This window comes from Neptuniibacter sp. CAU 1671, assembly GCF_029222905.1.
In the GTDB taxonomy this organism is placed as follows: Bacteria; Pseudomonadota; Gammaproteobacteria; order Pseudomonadales; family Balneatricaceae; genus Neptuniibacter.
The window spans coordinates 314,636-330,886 of the sequence record NZ_JARHUE010000003.1; the positions used below are offsets into that span (position 1 = coordinate 314,636).

Genomic DNA, 16,251 nt, shown 5'->3' on the forward strand with positions numbered 1-16,251 from the left:
ACCTGAATCAGTTTTTTATTTACAACTTGTGAAACAATGCGAAAAAGCCCTGACCCGGTTTTAAATCGGGTTGATCAGTTAAGACCGAAGGACATGAAGCCAGGATTCACATATCCATGATGCACATTGAAGGTATAGACGTGGCGGAAGCCATGCAGCGTATGCTGGACAATCAATCCCTGTTTTTGCGTGTATTACAGGGTTATCTGGATGAATATGAAAAGCAACACCCTATGATTCAGGACAGCCTGGCTGCGGGTGACATGGCGCAGGCCCGTGAGCTGATTCATAGTCTGAAGGGTATCTCCAGCAACCTGTCAGCGCATGAAGCCAGCCGACTTTGCCTCGAAATGGAGCTGGGCTGTAAAGCGGGTAATCTGGCCCACGCACAAGCGCTGTTCAGAGTGTTTGAAACCGTGATGGAGCGCATCCGTCTGGATAGTCAGATCGTCCTGGCCTCTTGATATCAGGGCGTTTTACAAACAGGCAGGGCAGTGTGCTGTAACTGACGCACGCTGTTCTGTTTTACTTCTTCCATGGGCGGTTGCCGCGCTGTTGTGAATCCATCCCTGATTTAATCGCTTCATTAACACTGCAGTGTGTCCCTAGTTACGGGTAGTTCCGGATTCTGAATGGTTTAATCCATGTTTAGTGTAAGGAAAAGCCCCCTAAAGCGGCTCTGATCTGGCATAATGGCGCGCTTGAAATTCAGGAGACCACTATGTCACAACTACCTCCCTGTCCGGCCTGCGGCTCAGAATATACCTACGAAGACGGTATTCAGTTTGTCTGTCCGGAATGTGCTCACGAATGGAACGAAGATTCTGCTACCAGCAGTGATGATGGCTTAGTCGTCATTGACGCCAATGGTAATCGCCTGGTAGATGGCGACGCCGTGACGGTAATCAAAGATCTGAAAGTGAAGGGTTCTTCTTCTGTGGTTAAAGTTGGTACCAAGGTCAAAAGCATTCGGCTGGTGGACGGCGATCACAACATCGACTGCAAGATCCCCGGCATTGGCGCAATGCAGCTTAAATCGGAATTTGTCAAAAAAGCCTGAGCGAAAACCGCTCAGGCAACAGGTTACATTGGCTGGGGAGCTCAGAGCGACTCTGAGCCGTCTGATACAGGTGTGGAGGCGCTCTCCAGCCGCTCCTGAATAGTTCAGGTTCGGGCTTATTTGGCCAGGAACTTGTCGACTTCAGCCTTGAACAGATCAACGTCATATTCCATACCGTTCAGAATGGTACTCCAGTGACGTACATAGGCTGCTGCTGCCAGCGCCTCTTTGATCTCTGCTTCAGTGGCCCCATTCGCTTTGGCAAAACGTGAATGTGCGTAGACACAGTATTCACATGGAATCTGCGCAGACACACCCAGCATGATCAATTCTCGGGTTTTTGCAGCCAGTTTGGCATCTTTGCCCATCAGGATATTGTCAGCATCCATCCGTGAGCTGATTGCATGTTCAGGGAAGGTTTTCTGAATAAAGTCCGGCACATCGGCTGCCATGGTCAGTGGTGCCAGCAGTAACAGCATCAGGATGCAGAAGGTGTTTTTTATGGTTTTCATGGGGTGATCCCTCGTTAGTTTTGGTGATGTTGTTGGGTAGCGTGTGCCCAAAGCTTAGCCATCACCCACGGTGGGGATCACTGGTTAGATCTGACTATTATATTGCCGGGTTATAATTTTAGATAAATCTGACTATCGGTCTGTGGCCGTCTGATCTGCCGCTAAAACAACGCGGTGAATGTCGTGTACTCAGCAGTCATAGCGGTATTTTCCAGCTCAGAATCACTGTTTCACTGCCGGGATTGTGGTCTCCCAGATCCGCATTAGACAGATGGCTCAGCGCCAGTCTGAACTGGCCATAATCGACAAATATGCGGGTCTTGAAGATGGTGTCATAGCCCAGATCCTGCTCGGCATCATTGGTATGGTAATAACCCGCTTCTGCACTGACTCCCCAGCCCCAATCCTGATTTACAACAAAACTTTTTTGCAGGCCGGCACTGAGGTAGTGGGTGCTTTTCTCTGCCAGCAGCAGGTTAGCAATCGGTTCTATGCCCCACCATTTAGGCATCGGGTTAGCGTTATAGCCGATCTGCAGGGCAAGGTTGGCTTCGCTGTTAAACACCCCGACTGCTCCCGCGCCGAGACTGAGTGAGGCTGCCTGGCTGGGGCTACATAAACAACACGTCAGAACTGCTGTTGTGAGGTACGTATGCGCTCTCATTTAAGGCTCCATCTGGCCACAGGTTGTTAATACAGGTATAGCCCTAAAACTCAGAAAACCACCAGTCGTTGCCGATGCGATCCGCTGTGTTAAAGCGGAAGGCAGCCAAAATCAGCAGTTGATTGGGCTGACATGGGTTTTATGGCGCTGCTCAAATTGGATGAGTGGAATGTGCGTGTCAGCGCCATTGATCTTCATCGCGGGTAGTTGCACGGAGTAGTGCGATTGATGCTGCGGCATAGGATGTATATAGACAAACACCCGTGGAATAGGGGTGTCAGTTGAAACAACCAGGCGCCACTTGCGTATACCGGCACCTTCAAAGAGGTGAGTGTCAGGATATTCGATCAGTTTAAAGTGGTCATACACCTGCACTGTTGGCAGCGGCACCGACTGCTGATTGATCTGCAGGCTGTTTGTCAGCAGCTCAACCGTCTGATTTTCTGGCACCTCAATCGTCAGAATCAGTTTTTCACCGGTCTCAGCAAAAACAATTTTCAGGTAAACAAACACCTCGTCCCGTTTCAGCAGCGCAGTGTTATTGATGCCATTGCTGCAGGCTGCGCCCGTCAATTCAATCTGGTCACCTGACGGCTGATAAAAATCGGTGGTGACCACCGCACAGCCATTTAAAAACAGCATGAAGCACAAAGTCACAGCACTGATGCGGATCTGTTTCATCGTTACAAACCTCAATATTCTGAATGGATTAAGGTTTTACAGAGTGTTTGGCAGTTTACTCCCGGCTATTCCAGTGCTTCTGCATCTCGACAAACAGGAAGGAAGCGGTCCAGGTAATCAGCACCAGTCCGGTCAGTGATTCAATGCCGGTCAGATAGCGAATATGGCCTATTGGCTCAATGTCACCGAACCCCAGTGTGGTAAACACCGTGAAAGAGAAGTAGGCGCAATCCATCAGGCTGCCGTCAATATTGCCGGTGAGACTGCCCCAGACCTGCACCATGTTCATAAAGTAATACACCAGCCCGAAGATCCAGATCTCGATGGAGTGGGCAATCAGCGCACTGAAAACGCCATACACGATGCGGTAGCGGTGACGGATATTCATTTTCGGGATATACAGTGTGACCCGATAGAGAAATTCGTAATGCACCATGACCGTAATGGCCACCACGAGGGAGTTGATCAGGAAAATATAAACCATCTGCATGATTGATCTGTGCTCTCACAGGTTTTCTGAAAGTGTATCACTGGTTATCGTTTTGGCAGTCGTGTGCCGGTAAAAAACAGTGCTCTTCAGAGTGTCGGCCGCGAGAAAGGTTTGTGCATTGACCTAAATCTCTCTACCCTAGGAATATTCATAATTTGTCACTTATCTCCGATAGCTGACCAACTATTGGGATAGGCATGACAACATCGCTACGTATTCGTTACCAGACCATTGAGCTTGGTAAAACCGATATCCATCTTTGTACCCTGCGTGATAACCAGCAATTTCATGACCCGTCGGGCGAAGCCGAAGCACTGGGTATCTCCTCCGCATCCTGGCCGATCTTTGGTGTGGTCTGGCCCTCCAGTCTGGTGCTGGCACATTACATGGCTGACTTCGACACGCAGGGAAAACGTATTCTCGAAATTGGCTGTGGCATGGCGCTTTCCAGTTTGCTGCTCAATAAGCGCCAGGACGATATTACGGCCACTGACTATCACCCGGAGGTAGGCGGTTTTCTGCTGCGCAATACCCGACTGAACGGCGATCAACCGATTGCCTATGAGCGCGTTGACTGGGCAGATGATGCTGACGAGCTGGGCGTGTTTGATCTGATTATCGGCAGTGATCTGCTTTACGAAGATCAGCACATCAAACTGCTGGCGGATTTTATTCAGCGCCATGCACGGCCAGCCTGTGAAATAGTGCTGGTGGACCCGGGCCGTGGCCGCAAAAGCAAACTCGGCGATCGTCTTGCAGCGCAGGGTTTTGCGCATCAATACCTCAAACCAGATGATACTGAGTATCTGGAGCAGGCATTCAAAGGCGATATTCTGAAATTCTGGCGGGCGGCGTAAGACTCCCACGTCCTGCCTTGCCCGGTAAAACAGAACCTGCTTCCGCCCCTCTTCAGTCCTTAGTCTCACATCTGTTGCCTTAGCGGCATGTGCAGGGCACACTGAGAAAAAGCCATCTATTGGTAATTTACGTCTGCAGGGATATGGAAGGGGCTGGGCGTGTTGGAAAACAGGGATTGTATTCACCTGCGCAATTGTACGGCGCTGGAATTTAAGCGGTTGTATCGATCTTGGTTAATCAAACCAGCGGCCTTGTTGGTTTTACTCTTTTCTGTGTCAACTGACCTGAGTTATGCAGGCAATCCGGTTGCCGAAGCCTACAGCAGTTTTATCCTCACACTCTCAGACAGCTTTGTTGAACATGCCACAGAGCGAATGAACACCCGTATTGAAAGCAAACAGGTTGAGTTTAATGGCCAACGGGTGACCTATGAGTATCAGCTATGGCGCTTGCGACCCAACAGTGTCTGCGCACATCTGAAGCAGGACCTTCTAGCCTTTTCAAAATGTGGTCAGTCTGCGCAACAGTTCTTTCATGAAACCTGCCGCTACCTGACTCAAAACCCAAGCTCGCACTGGGCGCATACTCGCCAGACACAGCTCTACTGTAATGCTGCCAGTCAATATAAGCCGACGATTGCAGAGGTGCGCAGAAGTAACCCTAACGCTACCAGTGATGCCAGTCAGGCGCAGCGCCAACAGTGCTCTATCCTGCGCATGGAAGCCCTGCGCAACAAAGACCCGTATGTGATTCAGCAACGTGATCAGGTGTGTAACGCCATCGACTAAGGACGTGATAAATGGAAGGGATTCTGAAACTGGTGATCGCTGGTCTACTGTTTTTGGTGGCGCTGAAACTGCTGGCTCTCAAACTCAATGCAGGGAAAACCAGCAGTATTAGAGGGTTAGGATACCGACAGAAACAAACCCTGTTTACTCCCGCCGAACGTTCTTTTCTGGGTGTGCTGGATCAGGTGATCGACAAACAGCAGTATCGTGTTTTCGGTAAAGTTCGGGTAGCCGACCTGATAGAACCCAACCCCTCCTGTAATCGCAGCCAGTGGCAGAAAGCCTTTAATGCCATCAGCGCCAAACACTTCGATTTTGTGATCTGTACCGCAGATACCCTGAGCCCCGTTTGTGTGATTGAACTGGATGATAAGAGCCATAACCAGAAACATCGGCAGCAAAGGGATGAGTTGCTGGATAGTGTTTGTGTAGATGCGGGATTACCGTTAATTCGTATTCCTGCGAAACGTGCTTACCATTTGAAAGAGGTGAACGCAGCGCTTTCAGGGCACTTCGGAGCTGGGGAGGCCGTGCTTGCAGGTGGCGAGAACGTCGCTCCGCAACTGCTAGGAAAAGCTAGTCCAGAACAGGTGTCTAAATATCAAAAATTGTCTGAAAGTTTAACGGCTGAAAGTACAGAGCTTCAGGTGGAAAAGATCCGTGAAACGGTTAGGTGATACATGTACTCTGACCTTCAAACAATTAATTCTCCTTCTATTATTTGGTATCTGTGTCACTGTGGCTTTTTGGTTATAATTCAAGGAAGAATGAGGATAAGTTATGTCTACGGCAAACATTAATACTGCTATGCTCAGTTGGGCGCGTGAGCGCTCCGGCATCATTGCGCCACAGTTTGCCAAAAAATGCGGAGTTTCTTTGGAGCGCCTCCAAGAATGGGAGTCTGGAAAGAAACCAATAACTTTTAATCAGGCAATGCGATTTTCCGAGAAGGCATATATCCCATTTGGTTTTTTATTTCTGGAAGAGCCCCCAGAGGAAAGCCTACCAATACCGGATTTGCGGACTGTTGATAGTAATGGTGTGGACCGTCCAAGTGCTGAGCTTATGGATCTGCTGAAACTTATGCTTCAGCGTCAGGCCTGGTTTAAAGAGTATTTGAAACTTCATCTCGCTGACCCAATCTCAGTCGTGGGGAAATTCTCAGCGCGTGATAGTGTTCAGGCCGTTGTAGCTGATATGAGATCTCAACTGCAAGTTGCAGAGCATCCTGTTCGTGGCAAGTGGGAAGATTATTACCGAGATTTGGTTAAACGTGTTGAAAGTCTAGGGATTTTAGTGATGCGACAAAGTAACCTTGGTCATCATACACGCCCGTTGCAAGTTAAAGAGTTTCGAGGGTTTGCTATTGTAGATGAGTACGCACCTATCTTGTTTGTGAATCATGCCGACGCTCCAGGTGCAAGGTTATTTACATTAATACATGAGCTTTGTCATATATGGATAGGGCAATCTGGTGTCTCTGATGGGAGTACTCATTCTCAACGGCAAGAAGAAGTCTTCTGTAATGCAGTTGCTGCCGAATTTTTGGTGCCTGCCAATGAGTTTCGTGATAAATGGTTACAGGACTTAGTTGACTGGCAAGATAATTTACCTGCTTTGGAAGCACACTTTCATGTAAGTAAATGGGTTCTGGCTCGCAGGGCTTTAACTTTAGGTTTTATAGATGAAAAAGACTACGTTGGTTACATTTCTAAGCTAAAAGAAGAATATAAAAATAGGGATAAATCAGGCTCTGGGCCTACTTACTATAAAGCTAAAAAGGCACAAATAAGCCAGACCTTTTCTAAGGCTGTTGTTGGAGAAGCTTTGAATGGACAGCTTTTATTGAGAGAAGCTAGTGAGCTCCTCGGTGGTATAAAGCCCAGTAAAATTTCTGTTTTTGCTAAGGAGTTAGGCATTTGAGATATTTGTTGGATGCAAATACTTATATTCAAGCTAAGAATCAATATTATGGTATGGATATTTGTCCTGCTTATTGGGATTGGTTAGATAGGCAATTTAAGAACGGTGTAATTGCAAGTGTAGAAATGATTGGGCGTGAGCTTAAAGATGGTAATGATGAGCTTGCAGAATGGGTTAAAGCAAGACCGGAGCATTTTATCAAAAACGATGATGCTGAAACTCAAGAGGTTTTTGGGAATCTTGTTCAATCAGTTATGGGTGGTGATTATAATTCAGGAAACCGAGATGGTTTCTTAGCAAAGGCTGATCCTTGGATAATTGCTAAAGCAAAAGTAATTGGCGCGACTGTGGTTACACATGAAGCAACAGTGGCACCAAATGCAAAAAAAGTTAAGGTTCCAAATATATGTCAGCTGTTTGAAGTGCCTTGTTTAAATACATTCCAGTTTCTTCGTGAGTTAAATGCACGCTTTGTGCTTGAGCCTAATAGTTAAAAAAGACTGCTGTATTAGTAAAAAGCCCAGACAGTTGTCCGGGCTTTTTGTTATCTGCGAGACCGTCAAAGCGCTTCGATTTTGCCGTACTGCTCCTGCAGTTTGAGCAGCGCTTTTTCCGCTTCGGCCAGTTTTTCCTGCTCTTTGGCAACCACATCCGCCGGGGCGTTGCTGACGAATTTTTCGTTGGTCAGTTTTCCTTTCAGGCGGCCGGTTTCTTTCTGCAGTTTATCCAGTTCTTTCTGCAGGCGGGCCAGTTCGGCAGTTTTGTCGATCAGGCCAGCCATCGGCACCAGTACTTCCATATCGCCTACCAGCTGGGTGGCTGACATCGGTGCTTCGTCACCGGCATTGAGCCAGGTGATGCTGCTGAGAGAAGCCAGTTTGCTGAGGAAGGCGCGGTTGCTTTCCAGACGTGTTTTATCCAGTTCGCCACCGTTCTGGAACAGTACATCCAGTTCCTTGGCCGGGGAGATACCCATCTCGCCGCGGATATTACGCACGCCGGTGATGACGCCCTGCAGCCATTTGATTTCGGCTTCGGCATCGCTGTCGATCTTGCTGTCATCGGCCACCGGGTAAGGCTGCAGCATGATGGTGTCGCCTGTTTTTCCCGCCAAGTGTTTAATCTGCTGCCAGATCTCTTCAGTGATGTACGGCATGATCGGGTGAGTCAGACGCAGTACCGCTTCCAGTACCCGGACCAGCGTGCGGCGGGTGCCGCGTTTGGCTTCGGCGCTGGCATTGTCGTCCCACAGTACCGGCTTGGACAGTTCCAGATACCAGGCGCAGTAGTCGTTCCAGATAAAGTCGTACAGGGCCTTGGACGCCATATCAAAGCGGTATTCGTCGAAGTGTTTGCTCACTTCGGCTTCCACCTTCTGCAGGCGGCTGATGATCCAGCGGTCCGCCAGTGACAGGCTGACATCGCCGCCAGCTTGGCCGCAGTCTTCGCCTTCGGTGTTCATCTTCACGTAACGGGCGGCGTTCCACAGCTTGTTACAGAAGTTGCGGTAACCTTCCAAGCGTTTCATATCCCAGTTGATATCACGGCCGGTGGAGGCCAACGCCGCCAGAGTGAAACGCAGGGCGTCGGTACCGTGGGCGGAGATCCCTTCCGGAAACTCTTTTTCGGTACGCTTGCCGATCTTCTCTGCCAGCTGCGGCTGCATCATGTTACCGGTGCGTTTTTCCAGCAGGTCCGGCAGGCTGATGCCGTCGATCATATCCAGCGGGTCAAGCACGTTGCCCTTGGACTTGGACATCTTGTCGCCGCTCTCGTCACGGATCAGACCGGTGACGTAAACGGTGTGGAAGGGTACCTGCGGTTTGCCGTCTTCATCTTTCATGAAATGCATGGTCATCATGATCATGCGCGCCACCCAGAAGAAGATGATGTCAAAACCGGTGACCAGCACATCGGTCGGATGGAAGGTGTTCAGTCGTTCATTGGCTTCCGGCCAGCCCAGAGTACCGAAGGTCCACAGGGCGGAGCTGAACCAGGTGTCCAGCACGTCATCGTCCTGACGCAGTTCCAGCTCGGGGCTGAGGCCGTATTTGGCGCGGGCCGCGTCCTTATCGTTAGCAACATAGACATTGCCGTCGTTATCGTAGAACGCCGGAATGCGGTGGCCCCACCACAGCTGACGGGAGATACACCAGTCCTGAATGTCGCGCATCCAGGCGAAGTACATGTTTTCGTACTGCTTGGGCACAAATTTGATATCGCCGTTTTCCACCGCCTCGATGGCCGGTTTGGCCAGGGTTTTGGCATCGGCAAACCACTGGTCGGTCAGCATCGGTTCGATAACCACGCCACCACGGTCGCCGTAGGGGATAGTCATGTCGTTTTCGTCGATCTTGACCAGCAGGCCCAGTGCTTCCAGATCGGCAACAATCTCGCGGCGGGCGGCAAAGCGCTCCATACCCCGGTATTTTTCCGGAATATAGCCGCTGAGTTCGTTGTTCACACTGCCATCGGTGTTGAAGGTCTGGGCTTCATCACGGATATCCGCGTTGAAGGTCAGCACGTTGATCATTGGCAGACCGCAGCGCTTGCCCACTTCGTAGTCGTTGAAATCGTGCGCGGGGGTGATTTTTACGCAGCCGGTGCCTTTTTCCATATCGGCGTGTTCGTCAGCAACGATTGGAATACGGCGGCCGACCAGCGGCAGTTCGATAAACTTGCCGATCAGGCTCTGGTAACGCTCATCGTCCGGGTTTACTGCTACGCCGGTATCGCCCAGCATGGTTTCCGGACGGGTGGTGCCCACCACAATAAAGTCGTCGCCGGCATCGGTTTTAACACCGTCGGCCAGCGGGTAACGCAGGTACCACATCTTGCCCTTGACCTGCTTGTTCTCCACTTCCAGGTCGGAGATGGCGGTGTGCAGTTTCGGGTCCCAGTTCACCAGACGCTTGCCACGGTAGATCAGGCCGTCGTCATACAGACGGATAAACACTTCCTGCACCGCGTGGTAGAAACCGGAGTCCATGGTGAAACGCTCATGGTTCCAGTCCACGGAGTTGCCGAGACGGCGCATCTGGCGGGTGATGGTACCGCCGGATTCTTCCTTCCATTCCCAGATCTTTTCGATAAAGGCATCACGGCCCAGATCATGGCGGGACTGCTGGCTTTCCGCCGCTAGCTTGCGCTCCACCACCATCTGGGTGGCGATACCGGCGTGGTCGGTACCAACCTGCCACAGGGTGTTCTTGCCCTGCATCCGCTTGTAGCGGGTCAGCGCATCCATGATGGTGTGCTGGAAGGCGTGGCCCATGTGCAGGCTGCCGGTGACATTCGGCGGCGGGATCATGATGCAGTAGGAGTCGCCTTCACCAGACGGGGCGAAATAGTTGTTATCTTCCCAGGTCTTGTACCAGGATTTTTCGATCTCTTGCGGCTGGTAAGTAGTGTCCATGGCGCTCGGGTTCTTCTGCAATCGTGTGAATTTCTGGGGTACGCGGCTGCGCACCGGAATAAACGCGGCATTATACCGGTTAGGGGCACAGGAAAGTAGTGATTGGCTGTCTTAACTGTGGCAGAGCAGGCGGATTTGCTCAGCTTTGCCGCAGGTCGTGCATTTCGGCGGGAATCCCCAGTTCTTTGTAACGACGAAAGTTCTGACGGGTAGCTTCCAGAACCGGCGGGCTTTGTACGACGATCTCCAGAATGCGCTCAAACTGAGTGATATCTTCCGGGGCTTCCAGTGCCAGATTGATAAACAGGTCGCGATGCTGCGGGCGCTGTGTATCCCAGCCGATTTCTACGGCTGAATGATGGGCTTCACCACTAAGGCCATGGGGAATAAACGCTTCCGGTTTGAACTCCCAGAGCAGTTGGTCAAGCTGCTGTGCGGCCCGGGCATCTTCGGTATAGATATACGCCTGATGCCCCATGGCACAGACTTTTTCCAGCAGACGGCAGAGAAAACGACCCCGGTCTTCGGGGTCGTCATTCGGCAGCAGATAGAAATCAGCTTTGCTGGCCAAGGATTATTCCTCAGTGGCTGACTGGTTCAGCAGGTACTGAGTCAGCAGCGGTACGCAGCGGCCGGTGGCACCTTTGTTCTTGCCGCTGTTCCAGGCCACGCCGGCGATATCCAGATGTGCCCAGCGGTATTCCTTGGTGAAGCGGGACAAGAAACACGCCGCAGTGATGGAACCCGCAGGACGACCGCCGATGTTTTGCATATCGGCAAAGTTGCTGTCGAGCTGTTCCTGATATTCGTCCCACAATGGCAGCTGCCAGGCGCGGTCACCTGCCTGAACACCGGCTTCCAGCAACTGCTGAGCCAGCTGGTCATCATTTGACATCAAACCACTGGCCTGGTGGCCCAGCGCGATAATGCAGGCGCCGGTCAGGGTGGCAATGTCGACAACGGACGCAGGATTGAAACGACCCGCGTAGGTCAGGGCATCACACAGCACCAGACGGCCTTCGGCATCGGTGTTCAGAATTTCGACGGTCTGGCCAGACATGGTGGTGACGATGTCACCCGGTTTGCTGGCATGGCCGCTTGGCATGTTTTCTGCGGCCGCAACAATGCCTACCACGTTGATTGGCAGGGCCATTTCGCAGACGGCGTTGATCGCGCCGAATACGCTGGCGGCACCGCACATGTCGTATTTCATCTCGTCCATGGAATCGCCCGGCTTCAGGGAGATACCACCGGTATCAAAGGTGATGCCTTTGCCTACCAGTACATGTGGTGCTTCGCCTTCGACGCCACCGTTGTACTGCATAACCACCAGTTTAGACGGCTGTTCGCTGCCTTTACCGACAGACAGCAGGCAGTGCATGCCCAACTCGGCCATCTCGTCTTCATCAAGAATGGTGGTGGTCAGGGCTTCAAATTCCGCTTCCAGTTCCAGCGCGCGTTCAGCCAGATAGGTAGGGGTACAGATGTTCGGCGGCAGGTTACCCAGATCACGGGCAATGCTGGTGCCGTTAACGATGGCAGTACCATCCAGCAGTGCCTGCTCAGCCAGATCGGTATCCTCTTCAGCGCAGAGGATGCTGAATTTTTCCAGCTTCAGCGGGTCAGCTTTTTTGCTCTTGGTTTCATCGTAGAGGTAGAGCTCCTGACCGCTCCATTCCACCAGATGACGCAGTTGACGGTACTGGTCAGTGTCGTCGGTCAGCACGCCGTCCAGCGCAAAGATGACATGACTGATTCCGGTGCTTTTAACCACGCCCATCGCTGCGGTGATCGCTTTGCGGTAGTTGCGGTTATTGCGTTCTTCCTCTTTGCCGACACCCAGCAACAAGACGCGCCTGGCGGTCAGGCCCGGTACTTTGTGCAATAACAGGGTCTGCGCAGTTTTACCGCTGATATCACCGCCTGCGAGAATCTCCTGCAGGTAACCGTTGCTGGCACTGTCTGCGGCGCTGGCGGCAGGAGAAAGTTGCCCCTCAGGTGCAACAGCCACCACTAAACATTCGGTTTCCAGTGCGGCGATGTCGCCATTGATAATCTCAAAATCCATGCTGACTCCAGACAAGACATTAAAAGCGGTTTCAAGGATAATGCCGGTTACAATTCAGGCGCTTGGTTTACAGACCGCTTGGAAAGATCACTACTATAAACGATTTTATTCTAGGTAACAGGTTTCCGCATTGATCGTATTTCGCTATCTGGCCCGTGAAGTTTTACTGAGCATGCTGGCAGTGAGCGCTGTGCTGCTGGTGATCATCATGAGCGGTCGTCTGGTCAGCTACCTGGCGCAGGTGGCCAGTGGTGCACTGGATGCGGATGTACTACTGCAGATCATTCTGTTCCGACTGCCTGATTTTCTGCAGCTGATTTTGCCGCTGGGCCTGTTTCTCGGTTTTCTGCTGGGTTACGGTCGACTTTATCTTGAAAGTGAAATGACCGTGCTGGAAGCCTGCGGCATGAGCCGTAAACGCCTGCTGGCTTATGCAATGGGTCCGGCGTTGCTGGTAGCCGTTATTGTCGCTTTGCTTTCTCTCTGGCTGGCCCCGCTGGGCGCACAGCATACCAATCTTATTTTTGATCAGCAGAAACAGCGTAGCGAGCTGGATGCCCTGGTACCGGGACGATTCCAGCAACCCGCCCGGTCACCGCGGGTGGTCTATACCGAAAGCATGGACGATGACGGCCGCCTCGGTCTGGTGTTTACCGCTGAACGTAATCCTCAGACTAACCGGCTGCAGGTAACACTGGCGCAGGCAGGGGAAACCCGTGTGTTAGAGGATCTGGACGAGCGTTTTCTGGTGCTGGAGCAGGGGCATCGTTATGAAGGTGTGCCGGGGGCGGGCGACTTCACTGAACTGCAGTTTGCTGAATACGGCACGCTGTTGCCGGTCAAAACCCAAACCCTGAAATATCCTAGGGCGGAGGCGCTGCCCACCTCGGTGTTGCTGCAGTCGAATAAACCGAAAGAGCGTGCCCAACTGCACTGGCGTCTGTCCCTGCCGATTCTGGCAATTGTGGTGACCATGCTGGCGGTGCCTCTGAGTCGGGTCAACCCAAGGCAGGGGCGTTATGGTCGTCTGGTGCCGTCTATCGTGGTGTATCTGATCTATCTGGCGGCGCTGAGCAATGTGAAAAGCCTGGTGGCGGATGGTGCTCCGGCCGCCCTGTTATGGCTGGCCCATGGTGTATTTATCATGCTGGCGCTGAACATGTTGATGTTTGGGCGTTTCTGGCGACACCTGTTTGATCAGGTCGCGCTGCCTTCTTTTGGTTTCGGCAAGGGGCGCTGATGAACGTACTGGATCGTTATATTGCCCGTCAGGTGCTGGCGGCTGTAGGTGTTACTCTGCTGGTGATCCTGGGGCTGGACACCCTGTTTGCAGTGATTGAAGAGCTGCCGGATCTGACTCCGGAATACACCTTCTGGTCGGCGATTTGGTATGTCCTGATGACGATGCCGCAGAGCATCTATGATTTTGTGCCGATGGCGAGCCTGATTGGCTGCCTGCTGGGGTTGGGGATGCTGGCTTCCAGCTCTGAACTGACCGTGATGCGCGCCGCTGGCATTTCGACCTGGCGCATTATTCTTGCGGTATCCAAACCAGTGTTGCTGCTGATTGTAATGACCATGGCGCTGGGTGAGCTTGTCGTGCCGCAAAGTGAGCAGCATGCGCAGAGTTACCGCCAGCTTAAGCTGGATGGTTCGGATGTGGTGCGCGAGGCCAGCCGGGTCTGGCACCGTGACCAGATGACCTTTGTGCATATCAATGCTGTGGTGCCGGGTGGGCAGATCCGTGGTGTGACCCGTTATGAATTCAATCCGGATCTCAGTCTGCATCGGGCCAGTTTTGCCCAGCAGGGGGAGTATCGTGACGGTAAGTGGTATCTGACCGGTGTGAAGTCAACGCTGTTCCCGGATGCTGTAGCTGATCAGCCGCCAGCCGCATTACAGATCAGTAAGCAGGCACTGGATGTCTGGCCCAGCCAGCTGACACCAGAGCTGCTCAGTGCGGCTGCCGTGGATGCTGGAACCCTGTCACTGACTGAATTGAGCACCTACATTGAGTATCTGGTGTCGCAGGGGCTGGCATCTGAAAATTATAAGGTAGCGTTCTGGGGCAAGCTGATGTTGCCGCTGGAGGTGATGGCGCTGGTGCTGATTGCGGTGTCGTTTGTGTTTGGGCCATTGCGCAGTGTGACACTGGGGCAGCGGCTGATGACCGGTATTATTGTTGGACTGACATTTAAATTGAGTCGCGATCTGCTGGAACCGGCCAGCAGTGTGTTTGGCATTGCGCCGCTGCTGGCGGTTCTGTTACCGATTCTGATCTGTCTCGGCGCCGGAGCCTTGCTACTACGCCGAGCTCATTAATCCTTTTTCTGCTTGGGTAGTTGCACCACGCAACTGCCTGACGCCAGATCATGCCAGGCCTGACGGTCGCGGTTGATAAACATCCAGATAAATCCCAGACCAAAACATGCAATCGACAACATGCCGGTGAAAAACCGCAGCAGGGTCTGGGTGGGATTCAGCGGTTCCCCCGCCAGTGTCTGTATACGCAGTCGCCAGGCCAGCATGCCCAGTGTCTGTCCGGAGCGCATCCAGAAAAAACTCAAAAAGAAATAGGTGATTACCAGCAGGACCGATTTAAACAACGGCCCCTGTACCGCTTCACCATCGTTCAGTGACACGGCAATCATGCCGATCACCATCCACAATGCAATCAGAATCATGCCATCGTAGACCAGTGACAACAGACGCTTCAGAGGCGACGCGGTGGTGACATCAGAATAGGCTTGGCGGAAGTGCCGGGGCATGGAGATGTTTCCTTACTGATAACAGGAAGTGAGGGTCGATGGGCGATCGGGGCGGCTAAGCCCCGATGCCGGGTTTGATTATTTGTACGGCAGCACGTACTGCTGACGGTACTCTTCAGATAACGCAGTGGCTGATTCCTGCTGTTGAGGGTCCAGCTTCATGATCAGGCGTCTTTCAATTGCTTTAGCGGTCTGATTACCCAGTTCAGCGGCGTTGTGCATCCAGGCATAGGCCTGAATATCACTGTCCTGTTCGGAATGGCTGCCGTGGTGGTTTGAATACAGTGTACCCAGGAAGAACATGGCATCGGTGTGTCCACGTTCAGCAGCTTTGCGGTACCAGATTTCGGCTTGTTCGAAATTCTGTTCCACGCCAGTGCCGAAGTTATAGCAGCGGCCGAGATTATGCAGCGCCGGCAGGTAGTCCTGCTCAGCGGCTTTACGGTACCAGCTGTATGCCATATCTGCATTGCGGTTTGTGCCGTAGCCAAATTCATACATCTCACCCAGACGATTCTGGGCAGAAGCGTTGCCGTTTTCAGCGTCGGGTTCGATTTTGGCGAACTCGACCACATAGGCTTTGTTTTTCAGTGCCCGCAGGCTGTTAACACTGCCCAAATGGCCCTGAGAGACCCCGCGCAGATAATAACGCTTGGCGGTTTTTTCGTTCTGCTCAACGCCCCAGCCGTGTTCGTACATCTGCCCCAGCATGTTGAGTGCTTCAGGATCTCCGTCCTGTGCCAGAGGCTTGAGTTCAGCCAGTGCGGTTTCGTAGTCCTGCTTTTCGAAGGCGCGTGTGCCCTTGGCAAGGCTGGCAGCCAAGGCCATACCTGAACCTAAACTGCAGGAGAGCACCAGAGCGTAGATGAGCTGTTTTTTCATGGATTCAACCCGTACTTGAAACGAAATAAGGTCTGAGGCCGCACATTATAACCAGAATCATGCATAAATGTTGATCATCACAAAGGTGAGTGCACGATAGAGGTGATTGTTGTGTGTCCGATAAATCAGAGGTTGCTAATGC

The 16,251-nt window shown here is 52.1% G+C and carries 18 protein-coding genes; 9 read left to right on the plus strand and 9 right to left on the minus strand.

Translation table 11 applies throughout. The annotated features are described in order from the left end of the window. Positions 1–116: 116 nt before the first annotated feature. Entirely contained in the window at positions 117–464 is a 348-nt protein-coding gene (locus P2G53_RS07440; RefSeq protein ID WP_275815770.1) for an Hpt domain-containing protein, read from the plus strand. A 257-nt stretch (positions 465–721) separates the two neighbouring features. Further along, positions 722–1,060 carry a zinc ribbon domain-containing protein YjdM gene (locus P2G53_RS07445; protein WP_275815772.1) on the plus strand — a complete coding sequence of 113 codons (339 nt, stop codon included), beginning with the start codon at positions 722–724 and terminating at the stop codon, positions 1,058–1,060. Between the two features lie 116 nt (positions 1,061–1,176). Here P2G53_RS07445 and P2G53_RS07450 read toward each other — a convergent pair whose 3' ends face one another. From P2G53_RS07450 to P2G53_RS07465, 4 genes are all read right to left on the minus strand, one after another. After that, entirely contained in the window at positions 1,177–1,572 is a 396-nt protein-coding gene (locus tag P2G53_RS07450) for a carboxymuconolactone decarboxylase family protein (protein ID WP_275815774.1), read from the minus strand. Between the two features lie 196 nt (positions 1,573–1,768). Then, positions 1,769–2,137, minus strand: coding sequence for an acyloxyacyl hydrolase (locus tag P2G53_RS07455; RefSeq protein WP_275815776.1), 369 nt, complete (start codon positions 2,135–2,137; stop codon positions 1,769–1,771). Positions 2,138–2,347: 210 nt separating this feature from the next. Then, positions 2,348–2,917, minus strand: coding sequence for a hypothetical protein (locus P2G53_RS07460; protein ID WP_275815778.1), 570 nt, complete (start codon positions 2,915–2,917; stop codon positions 2,348–2,350). Positions 2,918–2,972: 55 nt separating this feature from the next. Beyond that, the gene (locus P2G53_RS07465; protein ID WP_275815780.1) at positions 2,973–3,407 is read right to left on the minus strand and encodes a potassium channel family protein; all 435 of its coding nucleotides are present in this window, start codon (positions 3,405–3,407) and stop codon (positions 2,973–2,975) included. Positions 3,408–3,604: 197 nt separating this feature from the next. Between P2G53_RS07465 and P2G53_RS07470 the strand changes: the two genes are divergently transcribed. The 5 genes from P2G53_RS07470 (at position 3,605) to P2G53_RS07490 (ending at position 7,470) form a co-directional block, all read left to right on the plus strand. Then, the gene (locus P2G53_RS07470; protein ID WP_275815782.1) at positions 3,605–4,264 is read left to right on the plus strand and encodes a methyltransferase domain-containing protein; all 660 of its coding nucleotides are present in this window, start codon (positions 3,605–3,607) and stop codon (positions 4,262–4,264) included. A gap of 273 nt (positions 4,265–4,537) precedes the next feature. Further along, positions 4,538–5,053: a hypothetical protein gene (locus tag P2G53_RS07475; protein ID WP_275815784.1), complete on the plus strand. Its 516-nt coding sequence runs from the start codon at positions 4,538–4,540 to the stop codon at positions 5,051–5,053. Between the two features lie 11 nt (positions 5,054–5,064). After that, positions 5,065–5,730 (plus strand): DUF2726 domain-containing protein, encoded by a 666-nt coding sequence (locus tag P2G53_RS07480; RefSeq protein WP_275815785.1) that lies wholly within the window; start codon positions 5,065–5,067, stop codon positions 5,728–5,730. Between the two features lie 103 nt (positions 5,731–5,833). Continuing rightward, positions 5,834–6,976, plus strand: coding sequence for an XRE family transcriptional regulator (locus P2G53_RS07485; RefSeq protein ID WP_275815786.1), 1,143 nt, complete (start codon positions 5,834–5,836; stop codon positions 6,974–6,976). After that, the gene (locus tag P2G53_RS07490; protein WP_275815787.1) at positions 6,973–7,470 is read left to right on the plus strand and encodes a DUF4411 family protein; all 498 of its coding nucleotides are present in this window, start codon (positions 6,973–6,975) and stop codon (positions 7,468–7,470) included. The genes P2G53_RS07485 and P2G53_RS07490 overlap by 4 nt, the downstream gene beginning before the upstream one ends. A gap of 65 nt (positions 7,471–7,535) precedes the next feature. On the opposite strand, the gene P2G53_RS07495 is transcribed toward P2G53_RS07490, so the two are convergent. The 3 genes from P2G53_RS07495 to P2G53_RS07505 all read right to left on the minus strand — a co-directional run bounded on the left by P2G53_RS07495 (position 7,536) and on the right by P2G53_RS07505 (position 12,459). Continuing rightward, positions 7,536–10,391 (minus strand): valine--tRNA ligase, encoded by a 2,856-nt coding sequence (locus P2G53_RS07495; protein WP_275815789.1) that lies wholly within the window; start codon positions 10,389–10,391, stop codon positions 7,536–7,538. A 139-nt stretch (positions 10,392–10,530) separates the two neighbouring features. Continuing rightward, on the minus strand, positions 10,531–10,962 hold the full coding sequence (locus P2G53_RS07500; protein ID WP_275815791.1) for a DNA polymerase III subunit chi: 432 nt from the start codon (positions 10,960–10,962) through the stop codon (positions 10,531–10,533). A gap of 3 nt (positions 10,963–10,965) precedes the next feature. Beyond that, positions 10,966–12,459, minus strand: a complete 1,494-nt coding sequence (locus tag P2G53_RS07505) for a leucyl aminopeptidase (RefSeq protein WP_275815793.1) — start codon at positions 12,457–12,459, stop codon at positions 10,966–10,968. 130 nt (positions 12,460–12,589) lie between these two features. Between P2G53_RS07505 and lptF the strand changes: the two genes are divergently transcribed. Then, positions 12,590–13,699, plus strand: coding sequence for an LPS export ABC transporter permease LptF (gene lptF / locus P2G53_RS07510; RefSeq protein ID WP_275815795.1), 1,110 nt, complete (start codon positions 12,590–12,592; stop codon positions 13,697–13,699). Then, complete coding sequence (gene lptG / locus P2G53_RS07515) at positions 13,699–14,781, plus strand: LPS export ABC transporter permease LptG (protein WP_275815797.1); 1,083 nt, start codon at positions 13,699–13,701, stop codon at positions 14,779–14,781. Before lptF ends, lptG begins: the two co-directional genes overlap by 1 nt. On the opposite strand, the gene P2G53_RS07520 is transcribed toward lptG, so the two are convergent. Both P2G53_RS07520 and P2G53_RS07525 read right to left on the minus strand, forming a co-directional pair. Beyond that, positions 14,778–15,227 carry an RDD family protein gene (locus P2G53_RS07520; RefSeq protein WP_275815799.1) on the minus strand — a complete coding sequence of 150 codons (450 nt, stop codon included), beginning with the start codon at positions 15,225–15,227 and terminating at the stop codon, positions 14,778–14,780. The two genes, lptG and P2G53_RS07520, sit on opposite strands and share 4 nt — an antisense overlap. 78 nt (positions 15,228–15,305) lie before the next feature. Further along, positions 15,306–16,109 carry a tetratricopeptide repeat protein gene (locus P2G53_RS07525; RefSeq protein WP_275815801.1) on the minus strand — a complete coding sequence of 268 codons (804 nt, stop codon included), beginning with the start codon at positions 16,107–16,109 and terminating at the stop codon, positions 15,306–15,308. Positions 16,110–16,251: the final 142 nt, after the last annotated feature.

Coding starts and splice junctions, on each gene's coding strand:
- P2G53_RS07440 (WP_275815770.1), top strand. CDS start 117: ATGATGCACATTGAAGGTATAGACGTGGCGGAAGCCATGCAGCGTATG.
- P2G53_RS07465 (WP_275815780.1), bottom strand. CDS start 3,407: ATGCAGATGGTTTATATTTTCCTGATCAACTCCCTCGTGGTGGCCATT.
- P2G53_RS07450 (WP_275815774.1), bottom strand. CDS start 1,572: ATGAAAACCATAAAAAACACCTTCTGCATCCTGATGCTGTTACTGCTG.
- P2G53_RS07480 (WP_275815785.1), top strand. CDS start 5,065: ATGGAAGGGATTCTGAAACTGGTGATCGCTGGTCTACTGTTTTTGGTG.
- P2G53_RS07460 (WP_275815778.1), bottom strand. CDS start 2,917: ATGAAACAGATCCGCATCAGTGCTGTGACTTTGTGCTTCATGCTGTTT.
- P2G53_RS07520 (WP_275815799.1), bottom strand. CDS start 15,227: ATGCCCCGGCACTTCCGCCAAGCCTATTCTGATGTCACCACCGCGTCG.
- P2G53_RS07495 (WP_275815789.1), bottom strand. CDS start 10,391: ATGGACACTACTTACCAGCCGCAAGAGATCGAAAAATCCTGGTACAAG.
- P2G53_RS07505 (WP_275815793.1), bottom strand. CDS start 12,459: ATGGATTTTGAGATTATCAATGGCGACATCGCCGCACTGGAAACCGAA.
- P2G53_RS07470 (WP_275815782.1), top strand. CDS start 3,605: ATGACAACATCGCTACGTATTCGTTACCAGACCATTGAGCTTGGTAAA.
- lptG (WP_275815797.1), top strand. CDS start 13,699: ATGAACGTACTGGATCGTTATATTGCCCGTCAGGTGCTGGCGGCTGTA.
- P2G53_RS07485 (WP_275815786.1), top strand. CDS start 5,834: ATGTCTACGGCAAACATTAATACTGCTATGCTCAGTTGGGCGCGTGAG.
- P2G53_RS07445 (WP_275815772.1), top strand. CDS start 722: ATGTCACAACTACCTCCCTGTCCGGCCTGCGGCTCAGAATATACCTAC.
- P2G53_RS07525 (WP_275815801.1), bottom strand. CDS start 16,109: ATGAAAAAACAGCTCATCTACGCTCTGGTGCTCTCCTGCAGTTTAGGT.